Genomic DNA, 25,819 nt, shown 5'->3' on the forward strand with positions numbered 1-25,819 from the left:
GGCCTGGGCTCGCGTTCAGTCCGTCAGGCGTCGGCCGTCACGGGCGCGAGGGTCCAGGGACCACCGCCCTGGAGCTCCAGCTTCTGGGTGTGATGCTGGTCGACGGTGCTGCGGTGCGCGACGCTGACCACCATGGTCTCCGGCAGTTCGGTGCGGACCAGCTTGTACAGGGAGTATTCCAGGCCTTCGTCGACCGCCGAAGTCGCCTCGTCCATGAAGACGACCTTCGGCTTGATCAGCAGGATGCGGCCGAAGGCCAGGCGCTGCTGCTCGCCCGGGGAGAGGATCTTGGCCCAGTCGGCTTCCTCGTCGAGGCGGTCGACGAGGTGGCCGAGGTGGACCTTCCCCAGTACTTCGCGCAGTTGGTCGTCGGTGATGTCCTCTGGCTTGCCGGGGTACTCGGCGGCCGTACGAAGATCGCCGAGTGGCAGGTACGGGATCTGCGACAGGAACAACGTGTTGTTGCCGACCGGACGCCCGAGCTGGCCGCCGGTGTAAGGCCACATCTCCGCCAGTGCGCGGAGCAATGTGGTCTTTCCGCTACCCGAGGCACCCTTGACGACCAGCGCATCGCCCGGGTTGAGGCGCAGGTTGAGGTCATCGATGAGCAGTTCGCCGTCCGGCTTGCGTACGTCGACGTTGTCCAACTGCACCGCGTCATCCAATTCGACCACGGCGATCTTCGGCAGGTCGCGGGAGTCCTTGCCAGCGACCAGCAGGCCGTCGAGACGGATCAGCGAAGCCCGGTAGCCGGCGAAGTCGTCGTACGCCTCACGGAAGAACGACAGCGAATCGTGAACGGCACCGAACGCACGCGCCGTCTGCTGCAAGCCACCCAGCGTCACCGCGCCTGTGAAAAGACGCGGGCCCTGTACGAGGTAGGGGAAGAAGATCGCTGTCTGACCGACTGACAAGTTCCAGCCCTGGAACTTCAGAGTCTGCAGAACCAAGCGCCAGTACACCCGAATCACCTCGGCGAAACGACCGAGCAGGCCGCGCCTCTCCACACCCTCGCCCTGATAGAACGCGACGTTCTCGGCGGCGTCGCGCAGCCGCACCAGCGCATAACGGAAGTTGGCGGTGGCACGTTCGTAGAGGAAGTTGATCCGGATCAGCGGTCGGCCGATCCAGAAGGCGATCACCGTCGTCACCAGCACGTAGACCAAGACCAAGACCATCATGGCGCGCGGGATCTCCACACCGAAGACGTTCAACGGGCCAGACAGGTCCCACAGGATCTTGGTGAAGGAAATGATCGAGGCCACAGCCTCGACAGCACCCATCGACAGCACCCGAGACTGCTGGACGAACTGGGTGATGTCCGATTCCACACGCTGGTCCGGATTGTCGATGGTGTTGTCGATGAATCGAGCCCGGTAATAGGCACGATCATTGAGCCAGTCGGTGGTAACGCTGTCCGTCAGCCACAGCCGCCAGCGAATGTCGAAGGACTGCTGGATGAAATAGTCCACCAGCGCTCGAACCACATGGATGGCGGCGAGCACCATGAAGAGGTACATCGAGGCCCAGAACGCGTCCTTCGCGAGTTCGACCTGAGCCGAATCACCGGCCGCCAGCGCTGATCCGCCCAGCTGGAACGAGTCGAACATGTCGACGCTCCAGTAGCTGAACAACACGGTCATGCGCACAGAAAGAAGCGTCATGAACAGCAGCACCGCGACCAGCGCGATAGTCCGCAACCCGACCGGACCGCGGAAGAAGTTACCGCTGACAGACCAGAACTGGCGTCCCCATCGCGTCAGAGACAGCAGCAGCGCAACCACAATCGTGAACGCGACGGCAGTAATCGAAAAGGCGATGAGCAACCATTTGAGGCTCTCGAACCACTCGATGCCCCAGTCCCTAGACGTCTCCACGCACGCTTCCCATCCCTGAACAGCTGAAAGTCGGCGCAGTCTAACCCGATTCGACAGCCACCGTCGTCCTTAGCTGCACTGCGATTCCTTTGCGACGCGGCATCGCCTGGGCTACCGATACTGTCGATCGCGATGACCGCCCTGTCCGCTCCGATTTCCGCGCTCCTGGTGGGGTTGTCGGCGGCGATCCTGCTGGGGCGGTGGTGGCTGGTGCGGGATCAGTTCATCGATCGGCTGCTGAACTGGGCGTTGAGCTGGGAAGCCCTGGGGATGCTGTGTTTCGCGGGGCTGGCCGGGGTGGTGGGGTTCGAGCTGGCGCAGTATCTGTTCTTGGCCTCTGGGCCCTTGGCGATCGCCAATGTGTACGGGGTCGCCCGGTTGCTGGATGGCGCCGATCCGGTCGCGGCGGCGGCGCGGCAGCCGCGCTACAACTGGTTCGGGGCGGGCGCGTCGCTGGGTATCGCCGGCGCCGCGGTGGCGGGGTACACCCGCGTGAGCGAATGGGTGTGGGCGGCAAGCAACGTGGCGGCGATCGCCGCGGGGCCGTTGATCATCCGCGCCTGCGTCCGGGAATTGCGCACCGTCAGCACGTGGCGCGAACGGCTGACGTATTCCGCGCTGCTCCTGGTCGGCATGTACCTCGCCGTGGGTTCCGCGACGGTGGCGGTGCGCGCCGCCCTGGGGTTGCCGACCGCCGTCGGCGGGCTGCTCTTTGCGATCGTCGGGTATTCGGTCCTGGTCGTGCTGTGCCTGCTGATCGCGATTCCGCTGGTACTCGCGGTGCTGAAACGCGTCGGGCTGGACCGGGACTCGCGCCGATCGCGCCGCCTGCGCCCCTTGTGGCTCGATCTCACCGCCGCGGTCCCGGAGGTCGTCCTAGCCCGGGATGCTTCCTACCGCGATGCCCCGGACCTGCGGCTCTACCGGATGACAGTCGAAATTCGCGACGCGCTGCTCCAGCTGAAGGGGTCTGCCCTCGAGGAACTCCCGGATCCGGCGACCGATATCGACGGCTACGCCCTGCGGGTCGCGGAAGCGGCACGCGCGAAGTCGCTCGGGGCACCCGCGCACCGTGCCTGGGACACCGCTCCCCCGGCCGCGCCGCCCGATCGGGCGGCCGAGTTGCGTGCCCTCTTCGAGCTGGCCGCGGCGTGGCCGCGCGCGAAGGCGGCTACCGGGGTAGCGCAGCGGTGCTGATCGCCGCGCGAGCCGGCGACCACGCGCGCGCCAGCTCGAAGAGACGGTGCAGCTCGGCGGTGCGGTCGGCCGGCAGCTCCGACGCCGTGGCCGGGTGGCTCGCGATCGGGGCCGCGCCGATCGTCTTCGCGTGCAGGGCCTGCGCGATTCGGCGGGCGTAACCGGCGGCGTCCTGTTCGCCGCCACCGGGCGCGTACGGCTTCAAGTGCACCAGCGCGTCACGAATTTCCACGGTCATGCGGTAGAGCCGCAGCTCCGAGTCGGCCCGCTGGGCGCCGTCGGGCGCGAGGACGACCTCCGGCACGGCGGCGGTCAGGTCCGACCACAGCGGGTGCAGCCGGCGGCAGCCGCGGCCGGCCGAGTCCCAGCCGGTGCGGATCAAGACCGCACGTACCAGCGGGATCGCGAGTACCCCGGTGATCGCGCCCAGCGTCAGGAAGGATGAGCCGACCCAGGTATCGGAGATCTCGCCGGGACGCTGCCCGCCGACCACGCCGGCCACGTCCAGCAGCCCGAGCACGCCGAGCGCGCCGATCGGGGCGGCGACAGCGCTGTAGACGCAGACCCCGAAGAGCAAGCCGTAGGCCAGCCGCTGGCGCGTGGTGCGCGATCGGGTGCGCACCTCCCGAAACGCCACCCGCGCGACCAGGAGCGTCGCCACTCCGAGCGCCAAATTACTGGTCGCCCAGAGTATTCCGAGGACGAAGTCGCGCCGATCAGCAGGCAGGACGAGCAAGCACAACACGGTGACGACGGAAACGGTGACCGCGATCGCGTCGTACCGGCGTTGCCGCGACCACACGCCCTCGGGGTCCGCACCGTCGAGCAGGCGCGCCAGCCCGAAGATATTGGCCACCCCCAGAACGGCCACGGCCAGGTACAGCCGCTCGCCGAGAGTGATCGATCCGGCGGCCGCCACCACCCCCCACACCACCATTCCGCCGAGGTTCCAGCCGAAGGCCCGGTTGAGCAGACGGTCGGAGGTCAGCTCGTTGACCAGCACCCAGCGACCGGCCATGACAACGGCCAAGAAGACCGTGATCGCGAGGGAGATCGGGGTCTGCATCGAGCTCCTCGCAAAATAGGTTAGCCTTGGCTGACTTAGCTTGATAGAAGGGTACGGGGATGAGGACTGTTCGAGCGTCTCACGTTTGGGCGCGGTTAGCGGTGGCGGCAGTGGCCTCCGCCCTCGCCTTCGGCATTACCGCGTGTGGCGGGTCCGACACCGATTCCGGCTCCGGGGGCGAGGCCGTCACCATTACGCACGCGCGTGGTGAGACCAAGGTCGAGGGGACCCCCAAGAAGATTGTCGCCCTGGGCAACCAGTGGCTGGACACCACGCTCGCGCTGGGTGTGGCGCCCGTCGGCTTCATCGACAACGTGGCGACGATGTCGAAGTCCACGCCGCCGTGGGTGCCGCAAACGCTGCTGGCCTCGGGCAAGGCGCTGAACACCACGGGCAATATCGCCGAGCAGGTGGCGGCCCTGGAACCCGACCTCATTCTGGCGGACCCGTTCATCGCCGACCAGAAGACCTACGACGAGATGTCCAAGATCGCGCCGACGCTGCCGGGCCTGACCGCGGCGATCGTGACGCCGTGGCAGGACCAGATCGTCGCGCTCGGCAAGGTGCTGCGCAAGCAGGACGAGGCCACCAAGGTGGTCGCCGGTGTCGACGGCAAGATCGCTGCGATCACCGCCGCCAATCCGGGTCTGAAGGGCAAGACCTTCGCCAGCACCTGGCTGGCCGGCCCCACGCAAATGATGGTGCTGACCGACCCGAACGACGGCTCGACCAAGGTGTTCACGCAGCTGGGCATGAGCATCCCGAAGTCGCTGACCGAACTGCCGTCGAACCAGGGCCGGCTGTCGCTGTCCCCGGAGCGGGTCAGCGAGATCACCGCCGACCTGCTGCTGGCCGGCTACACCCCCGGCAACGACGAGAGGTACCGCCAGCTGCCCGGGTACAACGAGTTGCCGGCGGTGCAGAAGGGGGCCGTGGTTTTCCTGACGACCCAGGAGATCAGCGCCGTGAACCAGCCGACCGCGCTGTCGGTGCCCTACATCCTGGACAAGCTGGCGCCCGCGTTCGCCGCTGCCGCCAAGTAGTTCGAAAGGCCCTGCGAGATGTCCGCCCCGTCCTACCCCGAGCAGACCCGATTCGCGCTGCGCGAAGGCGTCACCTGCCTGACCACGCCCGCGGGCGCGGTGCTGTTGAACCCGCCGCGCAACGAGAAGCTGACCGGCCTGGCCGCCGGGCAGTTGCGCGCCCTGAAGACGCTGAACCAGGGCCCCTCGACGGTGTCGGACATGGCCGCCGGCGGTGGCGATGCCGAGGTGAACCGGCTGATGGACCGGCTCACCGACGGCGGCTGGCTCTCGGTGACGGTGCGCGACGGCGGTCGCGATCTCTACACGGTGCAGCCGTTCGGGCAGCCGGCCGCCCGTCCGGCGGCCGTGCCGTGGGCCGCGGCGCTGTCGAAGTTCGCGGTGCTGCACCGGGATTCGGACGGTTTCGTGCTCGAGCATCCGCGGGCCTGGTGCGATCTGCGCATCCACGATCCGCGACTGCTCGCCATCCTGGACGGCCTCGGCGCGGCCGACTCGACGCTGCCGATCTCGGTGAAGATGCAGTTCGCCGAGGATCTGCTGTGGGGCGGGTTCTTCGTCGCCGACCCCTACGCCGAGGAGAAGGAGTTCAGCAGCCGCAGCTGGAGCGCGCCCGACCTGTGGTTCCACCGGCGCAGCACGCTGGGCGAGCGCACCGTCACCTGGGAGCACTTCGGCCCCACCAAATGGGCGAAAGGCCAGTTCCCGCAACCGGTCGCGCGCAAGGCGGAATACCCCGGCGAACCGGTCGCGCTGCCGGTGCCGGACCTGTCCGCGCTTCGCGGCGCGGATCCCAGCTTCGCTGCCGTTCTCGAAGATCGGGTGTCCACCAGAGCATTCGACGACGCGCGGCCGATCACCGCCGAGCAGCTGTCCGAATTGCTGTATCGCACAGCGCGAACCAAGGGTTCGACCGCGCCGAGTGCGGGCGAGGAACTCCTGTCGCGACCCTACCCCTCCGGCGGCGGCGTCTACGAGCTCGAGCTCTACCCCGTGGTGCGCAACGTGGCGGGCCTGGAACCCGGGATGTACCACTACGATTCGTTCGATCACGTGCTGCGCCCCGTCGCCGCCGCAGACGCCCCCGCGGTCTCACGCCTGCTGAAGTCCACCTCGGCGACGCTGGCCGCGGGTGCCGAACCGCAGGTTCTGCTCATCATGGCGGCCCGCTCCGGGCGCGTCATGTGGACCTACGAGCAGGTCGCCTACGCCTCGATCCTCAAGCACGTCGGCGTCCTGATGCAGACCCTCTACCTGGCGGCCACGGCCATGAACCTCGGGGCCTGCGCCCAAGGTTTCGGCGACACAGCGGCTTTCAACGTTGCCGCGGGTGTGGACGAGCTGGAGGAGTGCAGTGTGGGGAGCATGATCATCGGGTCGCGCTGAGCTCGCTCCGCGGTCCGTCGAGGACCCTGGCCCGGGCGGCCGGCCACACCCGGCTCAAGGCGCGGAGATATTCGAGTTCCGCGGCCATGTCATCGCGCATTCCTTCTGGATTCTCGATGTGCGACGCCGAATTCGGTGACGCACCGCCCGCTTTCGCCCGGATCGCCCGCGCGATCCGATCGGCCTCGCCACGGCGCCCGCGCTTCGGCACATGTTCCGTCGGCATGTAATAGCGCAGCCTCTGCAGGGCGTCACGAATCTCGACGATCTGCCGATACAGCCGCAGTTCCGGATTCCGGGTCCGGCCCGCACCCTGATCGAGGACGACATCGGGGACCGCGCTGATCAGGTCCTGCCACAACGGCTGCAACTTGCGGTGATGGCGGCCGACCCGATCCAGGCTGGTGCGCGACAGCAACACATCGATCAGTGGCACCGCCGTCACCGCGGTGAGCGCGGCCCCCGCGACCAGCGGGCCGACAGTGAATTCCGCTGCCGGACTGTTCAACGGCTGACCCCCGAAAACTCGAACACCGGCAGCGACGGCGCTATACATCCAATAGAGCGCGATGATCAGAATGACCGAGAACAGTATTCGCTCACGCAGCGCCGTCCGGCCCGCCCGCAGCTCGCCGGCGCTCGCCTTGCCGATACGGATTGCCATGACAACGAACGGGACATTGAGAATCGCCCAGACCACCGGCGCCTGCCACCAGAACCCCGGCTCGGCTGGATCCGCCGGACGGCCGATCACCACGATGACGACCGCGGCGGGCACCGCCACCAGGTCATACCAGCGTTGCCTGGCGCGGGCGGTGTGCGGATCGGCACCGGCCCAGAGAACCGCGAGCCCGTGGATACTCGCGATCGAGAGCACCCCGATACCGAGGAACAGCCGATAGGTCAGGTCCGCGAAATCGGTCCGCGCCCCGCACTCTTCGACGAAGAGCGAAAGGCCGTGCAGCGTGAGCGCCCGATTGACCAGGCGGTCACTGATCGTGTCGTCCACGAGAAACCATCGGGACACCGCGATCAGCGCGACGAACGCGATGGCCAACGCCCCCAGCCAGGGCGGTACGGGAACGTTCACCACCGACCCGCTGGATCCCGCTGCGCCACAGCCTTCGCGCGCGGCCACTTCTTCGCCAGCGCCATCAAATGCTCTAGTTCGGCTGCTACGTCCCGATTCTGGGACCGCTGGTTTTCGATATCCGTCGCGATGCCGGTCCTGCCGCCACTCGCGGCTTTGGCCTGGGCCGCACGGACCATTTGTATCGCGTAGGTCGTGCGGTGCGAGGCCGGCGACTTTCCGTCGGGCACGAATTGGCGCAGATGCTGTAGCGCGTCATGGATTTCCACCGTCATGCGGTAGAGCCGCAATTCCGAGTCCGCGACATCGGTCTTGGTCAGCACGACCTCCGGGACCGCCGCGGTGAGCTCCTCCCAGAGCGGCCGCAACTTGCGATCGATGCGGCTGGCCCGATCCAGCCCGCCCCGGGCGGACAGGACTCGGACGACCGGGATGGCCGCCAAGCTGGTCAGAAAAGCGAAACTGGCACAGGCGGAGGCGGTCCAGTGCTCGCCGGGAGTATCGAGCACGCCGCCGGAGAGCACCTTGCCCGCGGAGAGGACAGCGCCGAGGAGCCACGATGTGGTGGCGAAAAGCAGGACGCCGAACGCCAGCCGCTGCAACGCGGACAGGCCCGCGACCCGGAGTTCCCGCACGCAGGCCCGCATTCCGCGAATCGACGACGCGACCAGCGGAATGTTGAAGGCCACCATCAGCGCCCAGGTCCGCCACAGGAATCCCGCTTCGCCGGGATCGACAGGCCGCCCGGTGATCAGTACGACCACCGCGGCGAGCAGCGCTAGCGAGTCATATTGTCGCTGCCGAGCAGCCGCGGTCTTCGGATCCGCACCGTCGAAGAGCGCGGCGAGGCCGTAGATCTTCGACAGGCACACCATTCCGCACGCGAGAAAGATCCGGTAGGTGAGATCGGCGTAGTCGGTGCCCTTGCCGGACTCCTCGATGATCAGCCCGAGAACGCACCAGGTCAGTCCCCAGTTGACCAGCCGATCGGGAGCGATGTCATCGACCAGCCACCACCGCAGCGCGCCGATGAGGCCGGCGATGACGATGGTCGGCAGGACCAGCCACAGCGGTGCGGGAGAGTTCATCGATACCCTCCCGCGACTCGCAATTGACTGGTGCGTTCCCGATCTTAGAGAGGCCCGTGCGACGCGGCGAGGGCCGCTACCGCGCGCTGCCACAGGTCGGTCAGCCGGTCGGCGTCCGCCGCGGTGAACAGGGCGGTGCTCCAGCGCCAGTTGGTGGTGAGCCGGGGGCCTTCGGGGGTGGTGCCGATGGCCGCGATGACATCGAGGGCATAGCGCAGGGGCAGATCCGGTTCCGGGTCCAGTGGCAGGGCCTCGTTGAGGGGGCCGGTGAGCAGGGCGAACGAGTCCGGGTCGTGGCCGCCGAGGTCGACGCGGCCCAGGTAGTTGAATTCGATCTGCGGGTGCCGGGCGGCGGCGAGTTCCGGTGTGCGGGTGACGTAACGGAGCAGTCCGTAGTCCAGGCCCTGGTGCGGGAGGGCGGCCAGGTGCGCGGTCACCGAGTCGAGCAGCGCTCGGGCGGCGACCGGATCCTGTTCCGCCGCTGCCACATCCACCGCGGTCGCGGCGGCGCCGAGGCGGACCGGGAAGACGCTGGTGAACCAGCCGAGGGTGTTGGAGGTATCGGTGCCCAGCTCGGCGTCGGCGCGGCCGTGGCCCTCCAAGGCGATGAGCGCGCCACCGCTGGGGTCTTGACCGCGTTCGCGGCGCCAGCTCGCCAGGGTCAGGGTCAGGGCGGTGAGCAGGAATTCGCGCACGCCCTCCTCGCGGGTGAGACCCCGCAGAATGCGCTCGGTGACCTCGACCGGCGTTTCGGCGGCGGCGACGCGCAGGGATGCCCAGGTGTCGGCGCGCGGATCCGGAACACGCTGTCCGACAGCGGGGTCCGGGGCCGCGAGCTGCCCGGCCCAGTAGGCGCGCTGCGCGAGCACCTCGGGTTCGTCGGCCCGCTCGGTCATGCGGCGCGAGAACTCGCGGTAGGAGGTCACCTCCGGCAGGACCGGCTGCTCGGCACCGGCGACGGCCTGGGTCCAGGCCTCCCCCAGCGCCGCAAGCAATAGATGCCAGGAGACGACGTCCACGGCGAGATGGTGCACGGCGAGCAGCAGCACCTCGCCCTCGTCGGTGCCGGTGCACCACACCGCCCGCACCATATCGCCGGTCCGCGGGTCGATTTCGTCGGTGACGTGGCGGGCGGCGGCGTGCACGACCGCCGCGGTGGTGCGCGGCCCGGAGTGCAGGCGCGCTTCGATCGCGGCGGCACGCTCGGCGTCGGGCCCGTGTGCGGACCGCACCAGGATCTCGCTGTCGCCCAGCTCGATTCGGGTGATCAGGTCGGCGGCGCGGACGCCGCCGGGTGCGCGGGTGACCAGCCGCGGGCCGTCGGGCGTATCGACCAGCCGCGAGCGCAGCGTGTCGTATCCGTCGAGCACCGCCTGCAGCGCCGCTTCGAGGTGGGCGCCGCGCACGGTGGCGGGCAGGCGCAGCAGCGCGGTCTGGGTGAAGCGGCGGTAGCCGCCGAATTCGTACATCCAGGAGACCACGGGGAGCGGCTGGATCTCGCCGTAGTCGGCGGAATCCGTTGTAGCGCCGACCGACTCGGAGGCGTCGAGCGCCGCCGCCAGTTCCCGGACGGTCGGGGTGGCGAGCACCATGCGCGGGCTCAGCGTCAGACCGCGCCGGCGGGCCTTGTTGACCAGCGAAATCGCCACGATGCTGTCCACGCCCAGGGCGAAGAAGTCCTCGTCGACACCGGGGACGCGGCCGTCGAAGAGCTCGGCGAGCACCTCGCCGAGCGCCTTCTCGGTGGGGGTCGTCGCGGTGTCGTCCCCGGCGCCGGCGACCAAGGCGGCTTCGGCCCGCGCCGCGAGCAGGTGACCGTCGAGTTTGCCGTTGCTGTTCACCGGAAGCCGGTCCAGGACCAGGATGCGGGCCGGAATCATGTAGGCGGGCAGGCGTTCCGCGAGAGCAAGGCGCAGGCGCGTGGGATCCACGCCGCGATTCGGCTCGCCGACAACGAATCCCACCAGGCTCGCGCCGCCCGCGCGGCGCACCACGGTCACGGCGGCCGTGTCCACGCCGGGCAATCGCCGTAGCGCCGTTTCGATTTCACCGATCTCGATGCGGTAGCCACGCACCTTGACCTGATCGTCGGCGCGGCCGAGATAGCCCAGTCCACCGTGTGGCAACCGGCGCACCAGGTCACCGGTGCGGTACATGCGCCGGCCGGCCCGGAAGGGATCGGCCACGAAACGATCCGCGGTGACCTCGGGCTTACCGACGTAACCACGCGCGAGCTGCGGGCCGGCGAGATACAGCTCCCCGATCACGCCCCGCGGCACCGGCCGAAGTCTGGAATCGAGCACGTAGGCCGACATTCCGGCGTTCGGCGTGCCGATGGTCGGGGTATCGAACAGCGCGACGGGCGCGACCACCGCTTCGACGGTGGTCTCGGTCGGTCCGTAGCAGTTGTAGACGGCGGTACCCGGCAGCGCGCGCAGCCGCGCCCACAGCGCGGCGTCGATGGCCTCGCCGCCCAGCGCCAGCACCGGCAGCTCGCCGTCGACGAGCCCGGCGGTATTGAGCTGTGCGAACATCGACGGCGTGGTGTCGATCATGTCGATGCCGTAGGCCTGCATGCCGGCCACCAGCCGGTGCGCGTCGCGCATCTCCTCGGCGTCGAAGAGGTGAATCGTCTGGCCGGCAAGCAGACCCACCATGGGCTGCCAGGACGCGTCGAAGCTCAGCGACCAGGCGTGCGCGATCCGCAGCCGGCGGCCCAGGCGGGCCATGGCGGGCCGGTAGACCCGGTCGTAGTGGTCGCGGAAATAGGCGATCAGCGCGGCGTTGGTGCCCGCGACGCCCTTGGGCTCACCGGTCGATCCGGAGGTGAAGATCAGGTACGCGCACTGCGCGGCGTGCCGCGCCAGGTCCGGCACGGTGGTCGAACGCGCCGAAATACGCTCCGCGACAGCGGGATCATCCAGTATCAGCGTGGGCACCGAGGGGCCGAGCAGCGCGCGGCAGCTCGCCGTGGTCAGCACGATGCTCGGCTGTGCCTGCCGCACAATCGATTCGATGCGAGCGACGGGCAGTGTGATATCCACCGGCACGTAGGCAGCACCGGCCGCGAGCGCGGCGAATACGCCGACAATGGACTCCACCGACCGCGGCAGCGCCAGGGCCACAACGGTTTCCGGCCCGACCCCGTGCGCGGTCAACTCATCGGCCAGACGCGCCACGGCGTCGCGAAGTTCGCGGTAGGTCGAGCCCGGCCCGGACGAGGTCTGTACCGCGATCTCGTCCGGCCGCTCGGCGACCTGCTGCTCGAACAGCTCCCATACCGATTCGGCGGGCTCACTACCCGCGGATACCGTTGCCGCGCCCGCGAGTTCGAGCCGCTCGGCCGCTGTCAGCACATCGAGGTCATCGGGACTGCCCGCACCGATGCCCGGCAGCCGGCGGAGCACGGCGAGCAGCCGCTCACCGATCTCCCCCGGCGCGAGATACGGCAGCGCCGCGGGGATGGCCTCCACCAGGACGACGAGGGCGTCGCCGGACAGGTGCGCGACCACCGTCAGCGGGTAGTGCGCGAGGCTCTCCATCTCGATGGGCCGGAAGGTCGAGCCGTCCGGCATGTCCACGGTCTGGATCGCGTCGTCGATGGGCGCGTTCTCGAAGACGAACAGCGTGTCGAACAGCGCGCCGTGCCCGGCGGCGCGCTGCACCGCCGACAGGCTGAGGTAGCCGAGGTCACGCATGGTCGCGCTCTCCCGCTGCAACCGCGCGCACTGGTCGACGACGGTCACCTCGGAGTCGATCCGGTGGGCGACGGGCACGGTGTTGATGAACAGCCCGATCATCTGTTCCACACCCGAAAGATGTTCGGGACGACCGGAAATCGTGGTGCCGTACACCACGTCGCGACGCCCGGTCAGCCGCCCGAGCAGCACCGTCCAGGCGAACTGCACCGCCGTGTTGAGGGTGAGTCCGTTGGTCCGGGCCCAGGTGCGCAGCGCCGCCGTCTCGGCGGCGGGCAGTTCCACCCGCGTCGTCTCCGGCACCGCGGTCGTGCGGGCCGCGCCGTCGGCGATCATCAGCGGGCCGCTGACTCCGCTCAGATAGGCCAGCCACTTCTCGGTGGTGGCGGCCGTGTCCTGCCCGGTGAGCCAGGCGATGTAGTCGCGGTACGGGCGCGGCTTCGGCAAACCCGCCACCGAGCCGCCCGCGCGATAAACGGCCAGTAGCTCGGTGCAGAAGACCGCCACCGCCCAGCCGTCCATGAGGATGTGGTGGGCGGTGAGGATCATCCGCCGCCGGGCCGCACCCGGCACGGTGAGCAGCAGGATCCGCAGCGCCGGTCCGCGGCCGAGGTCGAACGGCCGACGCCGCTCGGACTCGGCGACGGCGTCGAATTCCGCAGGGACGGCTTCGCGTTCGCTCCACGGCAGCTCGGCCCGCGCGGGCACGATCTGCACCGGCCGCGGCACATCCCGATCCCAGAAGGCGGCCCGCAGGTTCGGGTGCCGGTCCAGCATCGCCTGGCCGCTGCGGCGCAGCAGCTCGGTGTCCACCGGACCGTCGATGTCGACGACGAACTGCATCGTGTAGAGGTCGATGCCGTCGCCGGTGAGCTTCGACAGCGAGAACAGGCCCTCTTGCAGCGGACTGAGGGCGAGCACGTCCTCGATCTGCGGCGGCGCGGACGCGGTCACTGCGCTCCCCAGGAGTTGGTCAAGGCGGCGAGGGCGGCGGCATCGAGGCCGGAGGCGCTCATCGGCGCCGATTCCACCGGCGCCACGGTCGGTGCATCCTGCTGTGGCTCGGGGTTTTCCGCGGCCGCGTCGACCGCGACCGCGAGTTCGGCGACGGTCATGCACTCGAAGACGAGCTGCGGCGTGAGCGGCAGACCGAGCGCCGTGGCACGGGCCGACCACTGGATGGAGATCACGCTGTCGCCGCCGAGGGCGAAGAAGTTGTCCTCGGCCTCCACGTCTTCGATCTCGAGCAGCTCTTCGAGCAGGGTGATCAGGGTGCGCTCGGTGTCGGTGGCGGGCCGTTGCCCGGCGCTCGGCGCGGCAGCGGCCGCCGCGAGCGGTGCCGGCGCGGCGAGCAGCCGGGCCAGCTCGGACTGCGGCAGCACCTCGAAGTCCGCGACGGCGCGGTCGGGGGTGGTGGCGTAGCCGTCCAAGGTCGCGGACACCGCCTGGGCGATGAGCTGGACCGTCTCCGGTTCGTACAGATCGGCGTTGGCGACCACCCGGACATCCATGCCGCCGTCGGCGGTGACATTCAGACTCAGGTTCAGATCGAGGAACGAGATATCGAAATCCGTCGGCAGCGCGGTCGCGGTCGTCGATCCGGACAGCACCTTCGGAGCCGGGGCCCAGTCCGCCCCGCGGAAGTGCAGCATGCTCTGGAACAGCGGATTCCGGGAGCGCGAGCGCGCCGGATTGAGCGTCTCCACCAGGCGCTCGATCGGCAGCTCCTGATGCGCGTGCGCGTCGAGCACCACCTCGCGCCCACGCAGCACGGTGTCGCGCAGGGTCGGCGTTCCGGAGAAGTCGTTGCGCAGCACCGCCATATTGGCGAACAGGCCGATGAGTTCGGTGGTGGCCGCGTCCACCCGGGCCGCGACCGGCGTACCCAGCGCGATGTCGGGGCCGCCGCCGAGCTTGTGCAGCACGGCGGCCACGGCCGCCTGGCACACCATGAATTCCGTTGCGCCGCACTGCTGGGCGAGGGCGACCAAGCCGTCGCGGCGAGCGGGCGGCACCGTGAACGTCGCGACCGCACCGGTTTTGCCCAGCACGGGCGGGCGCGCGCGGTCGTGGGCGACGGCGATCTCGTCGGGCAGGCCGGACAGCGCCTGGCGCCAGTGCTCGAGCTGGGCTCGGCCGAACGGATTGGCGGCGTGGTCGAAGATCTGCCGTTGCCACAGGGCGTAATCCGCGTATTGGATCGGCAGCGGTGACCAGCGCGGCGCCGCACCGGTCGCCAACCGCGCGCGATAGGCCGCGAACAGGTTGTCGAGCAGGACGGTCAGCGAGGCGTGGTCGGCGACGATGTGATGCACCAGCATCGACAGCACATGGGTCTGCTCGTCCAAGACCAGCAGGGTGGTCCGCAGCAGCGGATCCGACTCGATCCGGAACAGGTGCCGGGCGATCTCGGCGAGTTCGGCGTCCAGCTCGCCGGCGGCGATCGAGCGGACCTCGAACGGTACGTCGAGGGCCGCGTGCACCAGCTGGAACGGCACGCCCTCCCGCTCCGGGAACGTGGTGCGCAGCGCCTCGTGGCGGAGCAGGACATCGCCGAGCGCGGCACGCAGCGCGTCGATATCCAGCGCGCCGTCGATGCGCACCGAGAACGGCAGATTGCCGGCGGTGCCGGGGCCTTCCATCCGGTACTGGAACCACATGGCCAGCTGCGAGTAGGACAGCGGAACCTCGCGCGGGCGCTCCATCACGCCGAGCGGCGGCCGCCCGGTCGCGCTCACGTCGGCGCCGAAATCCGTGGTCTCCTCGACCTCGTCGTCCATGGCGTCGAGATCGATCTCGAACTCGTCGCGGAATTTCGAGACCAGGACGGCGGCCAGCCCGGCGGCGGTCGGGGTATCGAAGATGACCCGCACATCGAGTTCGAGACCGAATTCGGCGCGGATCTGCGCCACCAGCCGCGCGGCCAGCAGCGAGTGCCCGCCCAGTTCGAAGAACGAATCGTCCGCGCTGACCCGGGGCAAGGAGAACAGCTGCGCGAAGATGGCGCACATCCGGCGTTCGGTGGCGGTGGCAGGCTCGCGGTGCCGGCGCTGCACGGCGGCGGTCGGCGCGGGCAGGGCCCGCTTGTCGAGCTTGCCGTTCACGGTCAGCGGGATCTCGTCGATGACGGCGAACGCGCGCGGCACCATGTAGTCCGGCAGCACCGCGGCCGCGTGCACCCGGACCTGTTCGATGTCGACCTCCTGGCCGTTCGCCGGCACCAGGTAGGCGGCCAGCATCGGCCCGAGCGCGGGATCCTCGGCGACGACGACCACGCTGTGGCCGACGCTCGGGTGCCCGGCGAGCGCGGCCTCGACCTCACCCAGTTCGATCCGGAAGCCGCGCACCTTCACCTGCTCGTCGGCCCGCCCGATGAAGTCCAGCTCACCGAACTCGTTGCGGCGCACCAGATCACCGCTGCGGTACAGGCGAGCGCCGGGGGTGAACGGGTCGGCGACGAAACGCGACGCGGTGAGCGCGGCGCGACCGAGATAGCCGCGCGCCAGCTGTTCGCCGCCCAGGTAGAGCTCACCGGCTACACCGGCGGGCACCAGGTGCAGCGCGGCGTCGAGCACGTAGGCGTGCACGTTCTGGTTCGGGATGCCGATGGGCACGATGCCGGTGCCCTGCGGGCCGTCCACCGTCATGTGGGTCGAGCAGACGACGGCCTCGGTGGGGCCGTAGTGGTTGCGCAGTTCGGCGTCGAAGACACCCGCGAACTTGTCCGCGACCTCGCCGACGAGCGCCTCGCCGCCGACCGGCACGTGCCGCAGCTCCCGCCATTCGCTGACCTCGGGCAGCAGCAGGAAGGTGCTCAGCATCGAGGGCACCATGTGCAGGACGGTGACGCCCTGCCGGGTGATCAGATCCGCGACATAGCGAATGTCGGAGAAGGCGCTGGGTTTCGGCACCACGAGCCGCGCTTGCAGCGCGTGGGTGACGAAGATGTCGAGTAGCGAGGCATCGAAGCTGACCGAGGAGGATTGCAGCAGCCGGTCGTCGGCCGTCATGCCCCATTCGGCGGCGAATCCGATGACATGCTCGGCAATCGCGTTGTGCGGCACCGGAACACCCTTGGGCTTGCCGGTCGAGCCCGAGGTGTAGATGACGTAGGCCAGATTCGACGGATGCAGCGGGCGCACGCGATCGGCGTCGGCGGGCGCGGTCTCGGGCTGATCGGCGGCGTCCTGCTCCGCGAGGTCCAGTTCCACCCGGCCGAGCACCAGGCGCGGGGCCGCGTCCTCGATGAGGTAGTCGATGCGATCGTCGGGGTAGGCCGGGTCGATGGGGAGGTAGGCCGCACCGGCCTTGAGCACCGCGTAGAGGGCCACGATGAATTCGATCGACGTCGTCATCCGCAAGCCGACGATGTCCTCGGGGCCGACGCCCTCCCGAATCAGCCAGTGCGCCAGCCGGTTCACACGGCGATCGAGCTCGGCGTAGGTGAGTTCGGCGTCGTCGGAGACCAGCGCGAGTGCGTCCGGCGCGGTGGCGACGCTGCGCTCCAGCACCTCGACGATGGTGGTGGGTGTGATCTCGGCGACCGCGCCGCGCGAGGCCGCGAGCACCGCGGCCAGATCCTGGGCGCCGAGCATATCGAGATCGCCGAGGCGCCGATCCGGCGCGCGCAGTGCGCTGTCCAGCAGCTGCACGTAATGGGCGAGCATGCTCTCGACCAGCGGCCGGGTCAGCACGTCCACTTGGTATTCGGCCTCCACCAGCGCACCGCCGGCGCCGTCGGTGACCACCGCGAAAGCCAGCGGCACCTGCGCGGTGGGCGCGCCGAGTTCGTCCAGTTGCGTGGACGTCACGCCCGCCAGCGCGAAGCCGTCCGCGCTCTTGCGCACGCTGAAGCCGAGGCGCACCAGCTGGTCCATGCCGTCGCGGCCGCTGACGCGTTCCGGATTGACCTCGCGCACCACGCGATCGATGCCGACGGTCTGGTGGGTGAAGGCGTCCAGGCAGGTCTGCTTGGTGGTCCCGACCAGGCCGGTGAACGTCTCACCGGGGCGCAGGGTTTCGCGCAGCAGCAAGGTGTTGCCGAAGTAGCCGATGAGCTGTTCGGCAGCCGCGGAGCGCCGGTTCACCACCGGAATGGAGACCAGGAAATCGCCTGCGGCGGTGTAGCGCTCGATTACCGCGGCGTATCCGGCCAGCAGCACCATGAAGGGGGTGGCGGCCTGCTCGCGCGCGAAGGCGCTGACCTGGTCGAGTACCTCGGCCGGCAGCGGGACGACACAGCGCTCGGCCTGTTTGGAGGGCGCGCTGAGCGCCGAGCCGGGCAGCTCCAGCGGTTCCGGCAGCGGACGCAGCGCCGCGCGCCAGTACTCCAGGTCGGACTCGTCGTCCGCCACGGCGTCGAGCACCTCGACATCCACGAATTGCGCGTTCAGCGGCGGGTTTTCCCGGCCGTTGTATGCCGCGCCGAGCTCGCGGAAGAACACGGCCCACGAGTCGTCGTCCCAGCCGATGTGATGCACCGACAGCAGCAGGATGTGTTCCTCGGCGCCGGTGCGCACCAGGGTGAAGCGCAGCGGGAGCTCGGCCGACAGATCGAAGGCGCGGCCGAACTCACGGCGCGCCAGCACCTCCACCCGCCGGGCCCGGCCCTGCTCCGGCAGATCCGAGACGTCATGGGACTGCCACGGCAGCGAGACCTCGTCGGCGAAAACCTGATAGGGCTCGCCGTCGGTATCCACGCCGTAGGTGCTGCGCAGCACGTCGTGCCGGGCGAGGACGGCGGCGGCCGCCTCGCGTAGTCGCTGCTCCTCCAACGGACCCGACAACCGGTAGGCGACACAGACATTGAGCGTGGTGTCCGCGGGATCGCGGGTCTGCAGGAACCACATGCGCCGCTGGCCGGGCGAGAGCGGACGCCGCTCCCCCGCCGTGGTGCGCCGCACCGGGGCCGGGGCCGGAGCAGCGGCCAGACCGGACTCCTGCATCCGTCGGCGCAGCAGTTCGCGGCGGCGATCCAGAGCGGTGCTGTTGGTGTCTGACATGAATCTGGTCCTAAGCCTCAGTGATACAGCGCTAGTTGGTGTGCTCGGCCATGAGCGAGACGACGTCGTCGAGCGAGGCCCCGCCGAGGATCGCGGCGATCGGCAGATCGCGATCCAGCGTCGAGCGGACGCGTTTGCGGAAGTCCAAGGCCTGCAGGGAGTCCAGGCCGAGCGCGACGAGCGGGACCGTGCGGTCGATGTCGTCGAGACCCTCGATCCCCATGACGACGCCGAGTTCGACCACCATCCGGTCCACCAGCGGGAGGTCGAGCACGGGCACACTCGCCGCGACGACTGATTCGATTGCCGGAGTAGATGTTTCGGGTGCCGGCTGAGCGACGGGCGACGGGGCGATTTCGGCGATCCGAACGTGCGGGGCCGACTCTGGTACTTCTTCGAGCACACTGTGCTGACCGAAAGCGCCGAGCACGGTGCGCACCAGATCCCACTCGCCGGAAGCGATCACGGCATCGATCCGATGACCGCCGAAGCCGGCGGCGATCGCCTCGTCCGGCCGCATGGGCAGGACGCCGGCGTTCGCCACACGATCGAAACCATGCGCATCGAGCTGCCCGGCCACGCTCCAGAGCCCCCACTCCAGCGAAGTGCAGTCCAGGCCCTGTGCCCGGAGTCGGCGGGCGGTGACATCGAGCATGCGGTTGGTAGCGGCGTACAGGATCTGGCCCCGTCCCGGCAGCGTCGCGGCGATGGAGGAGCACAGCACGATCCGCGCGTCGGCGGTCAGCGGCACCGCGTCGAGCACGTTCTCCAAGCCGACGAGCTTGGATGCGGCTGCCGCGGTGACCAATTCGGGGGTGATATCGGCGAGTTCGGCGTCCACGTAGTTGACGGCCGCGTGGATGAGCAGGCTGATCGGGGCGTCCGCGATCGCGGCGGCGAAGTCGGCGACGGCGGCCGGGTCGGTGACGTCGCAGGCGGCGACGTCGACCTCGAGGCCGCCGATATTGCGCAGGCGTCCCAATTCCGCTGCCACGCTGCCGGTTTTGCCGGAGCGACTGAGCAGCGTGATGCGCCGGGCGCCCGAGCGGGCGAAGTGCTCGCCGAAGCGCAGCCCGAGTTGCCCGGTCCCGCCGATGATCAGCACGTGCGCGAGATCGGCGGGAGCCACGGGCTCGGACTCGTCGACGACCAGGCGCTTCACGAAGGCCTTGCCCGCGCGCAGGGCGAGTTCCGGCTCGTCCGCGGTGTGCAGAGCGGCCATGCAGCGGTTGGCCTGTACCGACGCCAGGTCCGCGGGCAGATCCAGGTGCCGGAGGCGGAACCGCGGGTCTTCCAGGGCGACACAGCGGAATCCGGCGCTCACGCCACCGTGGAACAGCTGGGGAACGGGATCTCCGGCGACCACCTGTTCGCCGCCGGCGGTCACCAGCCAGAGCTCACCGCCCGGCCGCAGGTTGGCCAGCGCCGGGCCCCAGGCCCGACCGGCGAAGAAGTCCGCGAGATCCGAAGCGGCCTGCACCGCACCGGCTTCCGGGCGCGGCGGCAGGAGGATCACCGCGCTGTCGTAGTCGCGTTCGACCGCGGGATCGAGTAGATACGCGGTGGCCCCGTGCCGGTCGGCGGCCGTGACCAGCGCGGTAGCCAGTTCGGCGCACTCGCCCGTGTGATCGACCAGAGCGATGGTGCGCGGGGCGACCAGAGCATGGCGGGACTGCGGGAGCCACCGCTCCACCAGGCGCTGCGGCGCCGGCCCCTGGTTGGTCGACTGGATTGCCTCGGAGTTGTAGCCTGCCGCGGCCCAGTGCCTGCGGGGATTCAGCACGGTGTGCGGGAAATCGCGCAGCGGGAGTTCGGGTGCCGTGGCAGTGTCCACGCGCAGGGCATCCCAGCGATAGCCGAGGTCGTGCACCGCGATCACCGCCAGATTGCGGGTGAACTCGCGCAGGCCGACGGTGGTGCGCAGCGAGGTGCCCATGACGCGGAAGTCGCGCTTGCCCCGGGCCGGGTCCGGCGGGACGAGGGTGAGATTCTCCTGGATCGCCAGCTGCAGCACCGGGTGCTCGACCACCTCGATGAGGGTGTCCACCCCGCCGGCGGCAGCGGCCACGGTGGCCAGGTCGAACCGGACGCGATTGCGCAGGTTCCAATACCAGTACTGCTCCTGCTCCAGGTCTTCGGAGATCGCGGTGCCGAGAGTGGCGCCGTAGCAGGCGATCTCGGAGGGGATAAAGGTCGGGTTGTCCATCTCGCCGCCGAGGAAGCCCTCGAAGTCCGCGCGCACCTCGGCCACGATCGAGGTGTGCGCCGGATAGGCGACACCGATCTCGCGGGCGAACTGGCCGCGCTCGGTGACCGTGGCCACCATGTCCTTGATGGTCTGGCGGTCGCCGGAGATCGCGATGATGTGCGGGGAATTCACCACCGAGAGCTCCGCCCAGCCGGAGTGCCGCGCCAGCAGCGCCTCGCAGTCCTCGCGGTCCAGGGCGATCACGGCCATCGAGTAGCCGCGCGGCGAGATCCGCTCCACCAGGCGCGCCCGATGGGTGACCACGAGCACGGCGTCGTGCAGTGACATCACACCGGAGACCGCGCCGGCGGCCAGTTCGCCCTGGCTGTGGCCGATCGCCGCGGCGGGGTCCACGCCGGCGGCCTGCCACATGGCGGCCAAGCCCGTCATGTGGAACATCAAGGCGGGCTGTACTTCCCAGACCGTCTCCTCGTATCCGCCCGCGGTGCCGAGCAGATAGTGCAGCGGCTGGTCATGGCCGAAACGGGCGCGGTGAACGGCCGCGCACTCGTCGACCCGGGCCCGATACGCGGCGGACAGGTCGTAGAACAACTTGCCCATGCCCGGCCGCTGACTGCCCTGACCCGGGAACACGAAACCGATCCGGCGCGCGGTGGCCGGGCCGTCGCCGGCGACCACGGCGGGATGCGGGTCCCCGGAGGCGATGGCGCCCAGGGCTTCCAGCAGTTCGGCACGGGTGGTGACCATGGCGAGGGCCCGGTGGCGACGCGGCGTGCGGGTGCGAAACAGCATGGCCGCCACGCGTTCCGGCGTCACCTTGGGCCGCGGCTCCAGGTATCCGAGGATATTGGCGGCCTCGGTGCGCAGCCCGTCGGCGGTGTCGGAGGAGAGCAGGACCGGAATGCTGCCGTCGGGCAGGAGATAGCTACTCATCGGTGTCGTCTTCCAGGTGGGGCATGCCGACGATCGCGTGGGCGTTGGTGCCCGCGACGCCGAACGAGGACACGGCGGCATACCGGACGCCGTCGGTGGCCGGCCACTCTTCGAGCTTCGTGGCGAGCCGCAGCGTGGTGGCGTTCCAGTCGATTTCGGTGGTCGGATGCTCGGCGTGCAAGGTCGGCGCGATCGCGCCGTTGGCGCCGCACAGCAGGACCTTGATCAATCCGAGTGCGCCCGCCGCCGCCTGCGCGTGACCGGTATTGGACTTCACCGATCCCAGCAGCGGTCCGGTGGCCCGGTCGGGCTGTCCGTAGGTCTGCGTGAGGGCGTTCAGCTCGAGCGGATCGCCGACCGCGGTACCGGTGCCGTGCCCCTCGACGAGCGTGACCAGCTCCGGCGCGATGCCGGACACCGCCAGGGCATCACGGATCAGTCGCACCTGCGCCGCGGTGCTGGGCACGGCCAGTGGCGCACCCTTGCCGTTGTGGTTGACCCGCGAACCCAGCAACCGGCCGTACACCCGATGGCCGAGCGCGCGCGCCCGCGATTCCCGTTCCAGCACAAAGACACCCGCGCCTTCGCCCCACAGGGTTCCGGTGGCGTCGGCGGCGTAGGAGCGGCAGTGGCCGTCGGCGGCCAGGGCGTTGTTCTTCGAGAACTCGTAGAACGCGCCCGGGGAACCCATGACCGATACCGCACCGGCCAGCGCCCAGTCGCATTCGCCGGCGCGAATGGCCGCGGCCGCCTGGTGCACCGCGGTCAGCGCCGAGGCGCAGGCGCTGTCCACGCTGACCGAGGGCCCGATCAGCCCGAGCCCGTGCGAGATTCGCCCCGCCACCGCGCCCTGCGCGTATCCGGTGGTGCGATAGCCGTTGTACTCGTTGATCTCCGCGGCCGGCGGCCCGTACTCCATCAGCGACACGCCCATCCAGACGCCCGCGGACTCGCCGTCGAGCGCACCCGGGTTCAAGCCCGCGTGCTCGACCGCCCGCCAAGCCACCCGCATGCCGACCCGGTGCTGCGGGTCCATGGCCACGGCCTCACGCGGGGTGATGCCGAAATACATCGGGTCGAATTCGGCTGCGCCGATGAGGAATCCACCGGCGTCGGGAACATCGCCCCAACCCTCCCGCCGCCCGAGCGTCAGCATTTCCGCGATCGGCCATTCCCGGTCGCGCGGGAACGGCCCGATCAGTTCCCGGGATTCGGCCAGCGCCGACCAGAATTCCGGCAGGCTTTCTATTCCCCCCGGCGCCTCCACGCCCATTCCGACGACGACGATCGGGTCGTCCATGGCTGTACTCATGATTTCCTTAGCGCAGTGCGGAGCTGGGGGCGGGCACAAGCAGTTCCGCGATGCCTTCGATGTGCTCGTTCAGATAGAAGTGGCCGCCCTCGAAGAGGGTGACCTCGACCGGCTCGCCGGTGTGCTGGGACCAGCTGTACAGGTCGCGCGGCGCGACGAAGGGGTCCTCGTCGCCGCCGAACACGCGGACCGGCGCGGCGATACGGACGTCGGCCGGGCAGGAGTACGCGTCGAAGGCGCGGTAGTCGGCCTTCATCACGGGCAGCGCCATCCGCAGGACATCACGGCTGGCCAGCACCTCGCTGCCGGTCCCGTTGAGGGCGCCCATGTGATCGAGCAGGCCCTCGTCGTCGGTGGGATGGCCGGGCAGATCGGCGATCAGGGCCGGAGCGGTCGCGGCCGAGGTCGCGAGCAGACGGATGTCGAGGCCCGCCGCCTCGGCCAGGCGCACGAATTCGAAGGCGACGATCGAGCCCATGCTGTGGCCGAAGACGGTGATCGGAAGATCGCGGTGGTGCGCGGAGTCGCGGAACGCGGCGAAGGCGCCGGCCGCGAGTTCGGGCAGCGTCTCGGCCGCCGCCTCCCGGGCGCGATCCTGACGGCCGGGGTATTGCACCACGACGACGTCGAAGAATTCGGCCAGGTGCTTGCCGAATACGCGATACGCCGAGGCACCCGAGCCCGCGTGCGGAAACACGATAAGTGGCGGAAGGGAATCGGAGTGCGGCTTTTGGAATTGCCGGAGCCAGCCGAGCTCTCTTGCCATTTCGATCTCCCTACATGCCGCCGAGAGGGTCGGCGGCCGAATTGAACTGGGGCGCTCCGCGCGCGGATGGACTGCACACGCCGCTCGAGCGGAATTAGTATAGCCTAGCCTAATCTTCTGAGTAACCAGGAAATGGAGCCCCACGCCGATGAACCCGACCGGGACGCCGCACGCCCTCCCCCGTGAGCTGACCGACATCCCCGACGCGGTCCGCCGCGTGCCGGCGCCGGTGCTGCCCACCTTCGAGGCGCCGTTCACGCTGCGTCCGGCCGGCAGCACGGACGAGGACGCGGCGCTGATCACCGAGTGGATGTCGCGCCCGCTGCTGGTACAGACCTGGGAACAGGACATGCCGCTGGCCTGGCGCCAAGCGAACCTGGCCGCGCAGCTGGCCGGAACCTATTCCCTGCCCTGCGTTCTCGGCTACGACTTCACCGCCGCCGACCGGCCCGATCTGGGCCGGCGCGAGGTTGGTTACGTCGAGTTGTACCGGGCCGCCAAGGATGAGATCAGCACCCTCTACCACGCGCACCCGCACGATATGGCCTTCCATATCGCCACCGCGGATCCGAACCTGGTCGGCAAGGGCATCATGTCCACCTGGATGCGCCGGCTGGCCGAGGGCGTCCTGGCCGCGGAACCGGAATGCCGCAGGCTGATGTGCGATCCCGACTACCGCAACGGGCCGATGCGCCGGGCCTTGGAGAAGATCGGCTGGCAGTTGCTCGGCGAGTTCGACATTCGGCCGGATCGGCGCATCGCGCTGTACACGCTGCCCCGCGAGCCCGCGGACCTGGCCGTCCTGCGCTGAGAAAGCCATCGTTCACCCCTGCGCGAGCTGGCGCGCCCGCTGCCGCGGGCGCGCGGACTCCGAGCGCAGCACCCGGTCCGACAGTTCGCCCAGGCAGCTGAGATTCGGGAACCCGGGGCCCTGGGCGATCGCCGCCATGTTCGGCAGGTAGAGCTTGGCGGGGAGGCCGGAGACCGCGAGGTCGTAGCCGATGGACGATTCGATCCGGGTCTGGGTGATCGGGCCGCCGAGGGCCAGTTCCAGCAGGTCGGTCACGTCGGCGTCGAAAAGGTCGAGGAACCACAGGGGTTGGCCGCCGGTCGCGTCGATGACCAGGTCGAAGTTGTGCACCTGATCGGTGCGCTGCTCGTTCTGCAGGGTCATCGCGACGCCGGCGCCGTTGGCCACGACCTTGGTCACCCGGCCTTGCAGGTGGTGAACCCGGTTGTCGCCCAGCAGGCTTTCCTGGACGCGCACCGAGAAGACGCCGCGGTCGGTGCGCCGGATCACGTCGCGACGCTCCTGGATGCTCAGCGCCGACCACTTGACGGGATCGCTGAACAGCGAGTTCTCGAAGTAGCTTTCGCCGCGGGTGTAGAGCGTGGCCATCGGCGAGATCACCGAGATGGTCAGCATGTCGTGGCGCACCAGTTCGTCCAGTGCCGAGCCCGCGGTCTCGCCGCCGCCGATCACCGCGGCCCGGGAAGAGGCCGGCAGCTGTCGTTTTCCGGCGAGATCCCAGAATTCGGCGATGCTGAGCACCCGCGGATGGTCGGCGAGCGCTTTGCGGCTGCGGCCGGGACCGGTGATCATCAGGGCGTCCGCGTCGATGTCGACGCTGCCGCCGTCGGCGTCGGTGACCGAGACCAGCCAGCCGTCGGAGCCGTCGGGCCGCTGCCGGATCGAGGTCACGGCGCCCAGCACCAGCTCCAGTTCGACGCGTCGCGCCACCCACTGCAGGTACTTGGCCCAGACATGGTGCTGCGGACTGGGTCTGCCGCGGTCGATCCATTCGGCGTAGGTGCCGTGCTCGACCAGGAACGAGGTCCAGCTGTATGCCGTCATCGCCTCGTCGATCGCGTGGCTGTGCCCGCGCGCCCAGGTGGAGTGGTACGGGAAACCGATGTCCTTCTCGGGGCTGGTGCCCAGGCGATGCCGCCCGTCGGTCCAGCCGCCGCTGGGCAGCCAGTTGCCGCCGACCGCGTGCGGTTCGACCACGATCACGCGCGGCGCGGGCAGGCCCAGTTCGCGCAGCACGCGCGACTTCGCCGCCACGGCCAGGGCTTTCGGGCCGGCACCGACTACAAGAAGTGTCTCCACTCGCTCTCCACTCACTAAGCCCCGGGGGCTTATCTTTGCATA

Annotated in this window: 14 protein-coding genes; 4 read left to right on the top strand and 10 right to left on the bottom strand. The window is 69.4% G+C overall.

The window, feature by feature from the left end; all coding sequences use genetic code 11:
• Positions 1–23: 23 nt before the first annotated feature.
• Positions 24–1,877, bottom strand: a complete 1,854-nt coding sequence (locus AB0H76_RS37310) for an ABC transporter ATP-binding protein/permease (RefSeq protein ID WP_357332099.1) — start codon at positions 1,875–1,877, stop codon at positions 24–26.
• A gap of 132 nt (positions 1,878–2,009) precedes the next feature.
• Between AB0H76_RS37310 and AB0H76_RS37315 the strand changes: the two genes are divergently transcribed.
• A complete protein-coding gene (locus AB0H76_RS37315; RefSeq protein WP_357332100.1) occupies positions 2,010–3,074 on the top strand; it encodes a DUF6545 domain-containing protein in 1,065 nt (354 codons plus the stop codon).
• On the opposite strand, the gene AB0H76_RS37320 is transcribed toward AB0H76_RS37315, so the two are convergent.
• A complete protein-coding gene (locus AB0H76_RS37320; RefSeq protein ID WP_357332102.1) occupies positions 3,049–4,140 on the bottom strand; it encodes an MAB_1171c family putative transporter in 1,092 nt (363 codons plus the stop codon). The genes AB0H76_RS37315 and AB0H76_RS37320 overlap by 26 nt on opposite strands.
• Before the next feature lie 110 nt (positions 4,141–4,250).
• Between AB0H76_RS37320 and AB0H76_RS37325 the strand changes: the two genes are divergently transcribed.
• Both AB0H76_RS37325 and AB0H76_RS37330 read left to right on the top strand, forming a co-directional pair.
• Positions 4,251–5,183: an ABC transporter substrate-binding protein gene (locus AB0H76_RS37325; protein WP_357332103.1), complete on the top strand. Its 933-nt coding sequence runs from the start codon at positions 4,251–4,253 to the stop codon at positions 5,181–5,183.
• Between the two features lie 18 nt (positions 5,184–5,201).
• A complete protein-coding gene (locus AB0H76_RS37330) occupies positions 5,202–6,569 on the top strand; it encodes a SagB family peptide dehydrogenase (protein ID WP_357332105.1) in 1,368 nt (455 codons plus the stop codon).
• Here the strand turns inward: AB0H76_RS37330 and AB0H76_RS37335 are convergent.
• From AB0H76_RS37335 to AB0H76_RS37365, 7 genes are read right to left on the bottom strand one after another with little or no spacing between them, the layout of a single operon-like run.
• Positions 6,553–7,659: an MAB_1171c family putative transporter gene (locus tag AB0H76_RS37335; protein ID WP_357332107.1), complete on the bottom strand. Its 1,107-nt coding sequence runs from the start codon at positions 7,657–7,659 to the stop codon at positions 6,553–6,555. The genes AB0H76_RS37330 and AB0H76_RS37335 overlap by 17 nt on opposite strands.
• The gene (locus AB0H76_RS37340) at positions 7,656–8,747 is read right to left on the bottom strand and encodes an MAB_1171c family putative transporter (protein ID WP_357332109.1); all 1,092 of its coding nucleotides are present in this window, start codon (positions 8,745–8,747) and stop codon (positions 7,656–7,658) included. Before AB0H76_RS37340 ends, AB0H76_RS37335 begins: the two co-directional genes overlap by 4 nt.
• A gap of 44 nt (positions 8,748–8,791) precedes the next feature.
• Positions 8,792–13,399, bottom strand: a complete 4,608-nt coding sequence (locus tag AB0H76_RS37345) for an amino acid adenylation domain-containing protein (RefSeq protein ID WP_357332111.1) — start codon at positions 13,397–13,399, stop codon at positions 8,792–8,794.
• A complete protein-coding gene (locus AB0H76_RS37350; RefSeq protein WP_357332113.1) occupies positions 13,396–18,447 on the bottom strand; it encodes an amino acid adenylation domain-containing protein in 5,052 nt (1,683 codons plus the stop codon). Before AB0H76_RS37350 ends, AB0H76_RS37345 begins: the two co-directional genes overlap by 4 nt.
• Positions 18,448–18,478: 31 nt before the next feature.
• Positions 18,479–21,589 carry a nocobactin polyketide synthase NbtC gene (gene nbtC / locus AB0H76_RS37355; RefSeq protein ID WP_357332115.1) on the bottom strand — a complete coding sequence of 1,037 codons (3,111 nt, stop codon included), beginning with the start codon at positions 21,587–21,589 and terminating at the stop codon, positions 18,479–18,481.
• Positions 21,582–22,901: a polyketide synthase gene (locus AB0H76_RS37360; protein ID WP_357332117.1), complete on the bottom strand. Its 1,320-nt coding sequence runs from the start codon at positions 22,899–22,901 to the stop codon at positions 21,582–21,584. The genes nbtC and AB0H76_RS37360 overlap by 8 nt, the downstream gene beginning before the upstream one ends.
• Before the next feature lie 7 nt (positions 22,902–22,908).
• Positions 22,909–23,667, bottom strand: coding sequence for an alpha/beta fold hydrolase (locus tag AB0H76_RS37365; RefSeq protein ID WP_357332119.1), 759 nt, complete (start codon positions 23,665–23,667; stop codon positions 22,909–22,911).
• Positions 23,668–23,815: 148 nt separating this feature from the next.
• Here AB0H76_RS37365 and AB0H76_RS37370 point away from each other — a divergent pair, with 148 nt between their 5' ends.
• Entirely contained in the window at positions 23,816–24,478 is a 663-nt protein-coding gene (locus AB0H76_RS37370; protein WP_357332121.1) for a GNAT family N-acetyltransferase, read from the top strand.
• Positions 24,479–24,490: 12 nt separating this feature from the next.
• On the opposite strand, the gene AB0H76_RS37375 is transcribed toward AB0H76_RS37370, so the two are convergent.
• Positions 24,491–25,777: a SidA/IucD/PvdA family monooxygenase gene (locus AB0H76_RS37375; protein ID WP_357332123.1), complete on the bottom strand. Its 1,287-nt coding sequence runs from the start codon at positions 25,775–25,777 to the stop codon at positions 24,491–24,493.
• Positions 25,778–25,819 lie beyond the last annotated feature (42 nt).

Source organism: Nocardia sp. NPDC050712 (assembly GCF_040654295.1).
Lineage (GTDB): Bacteria > Actinomycetota > Actinomycetes > Mycobacteriales > Mycobacteriaceae > Nocardia.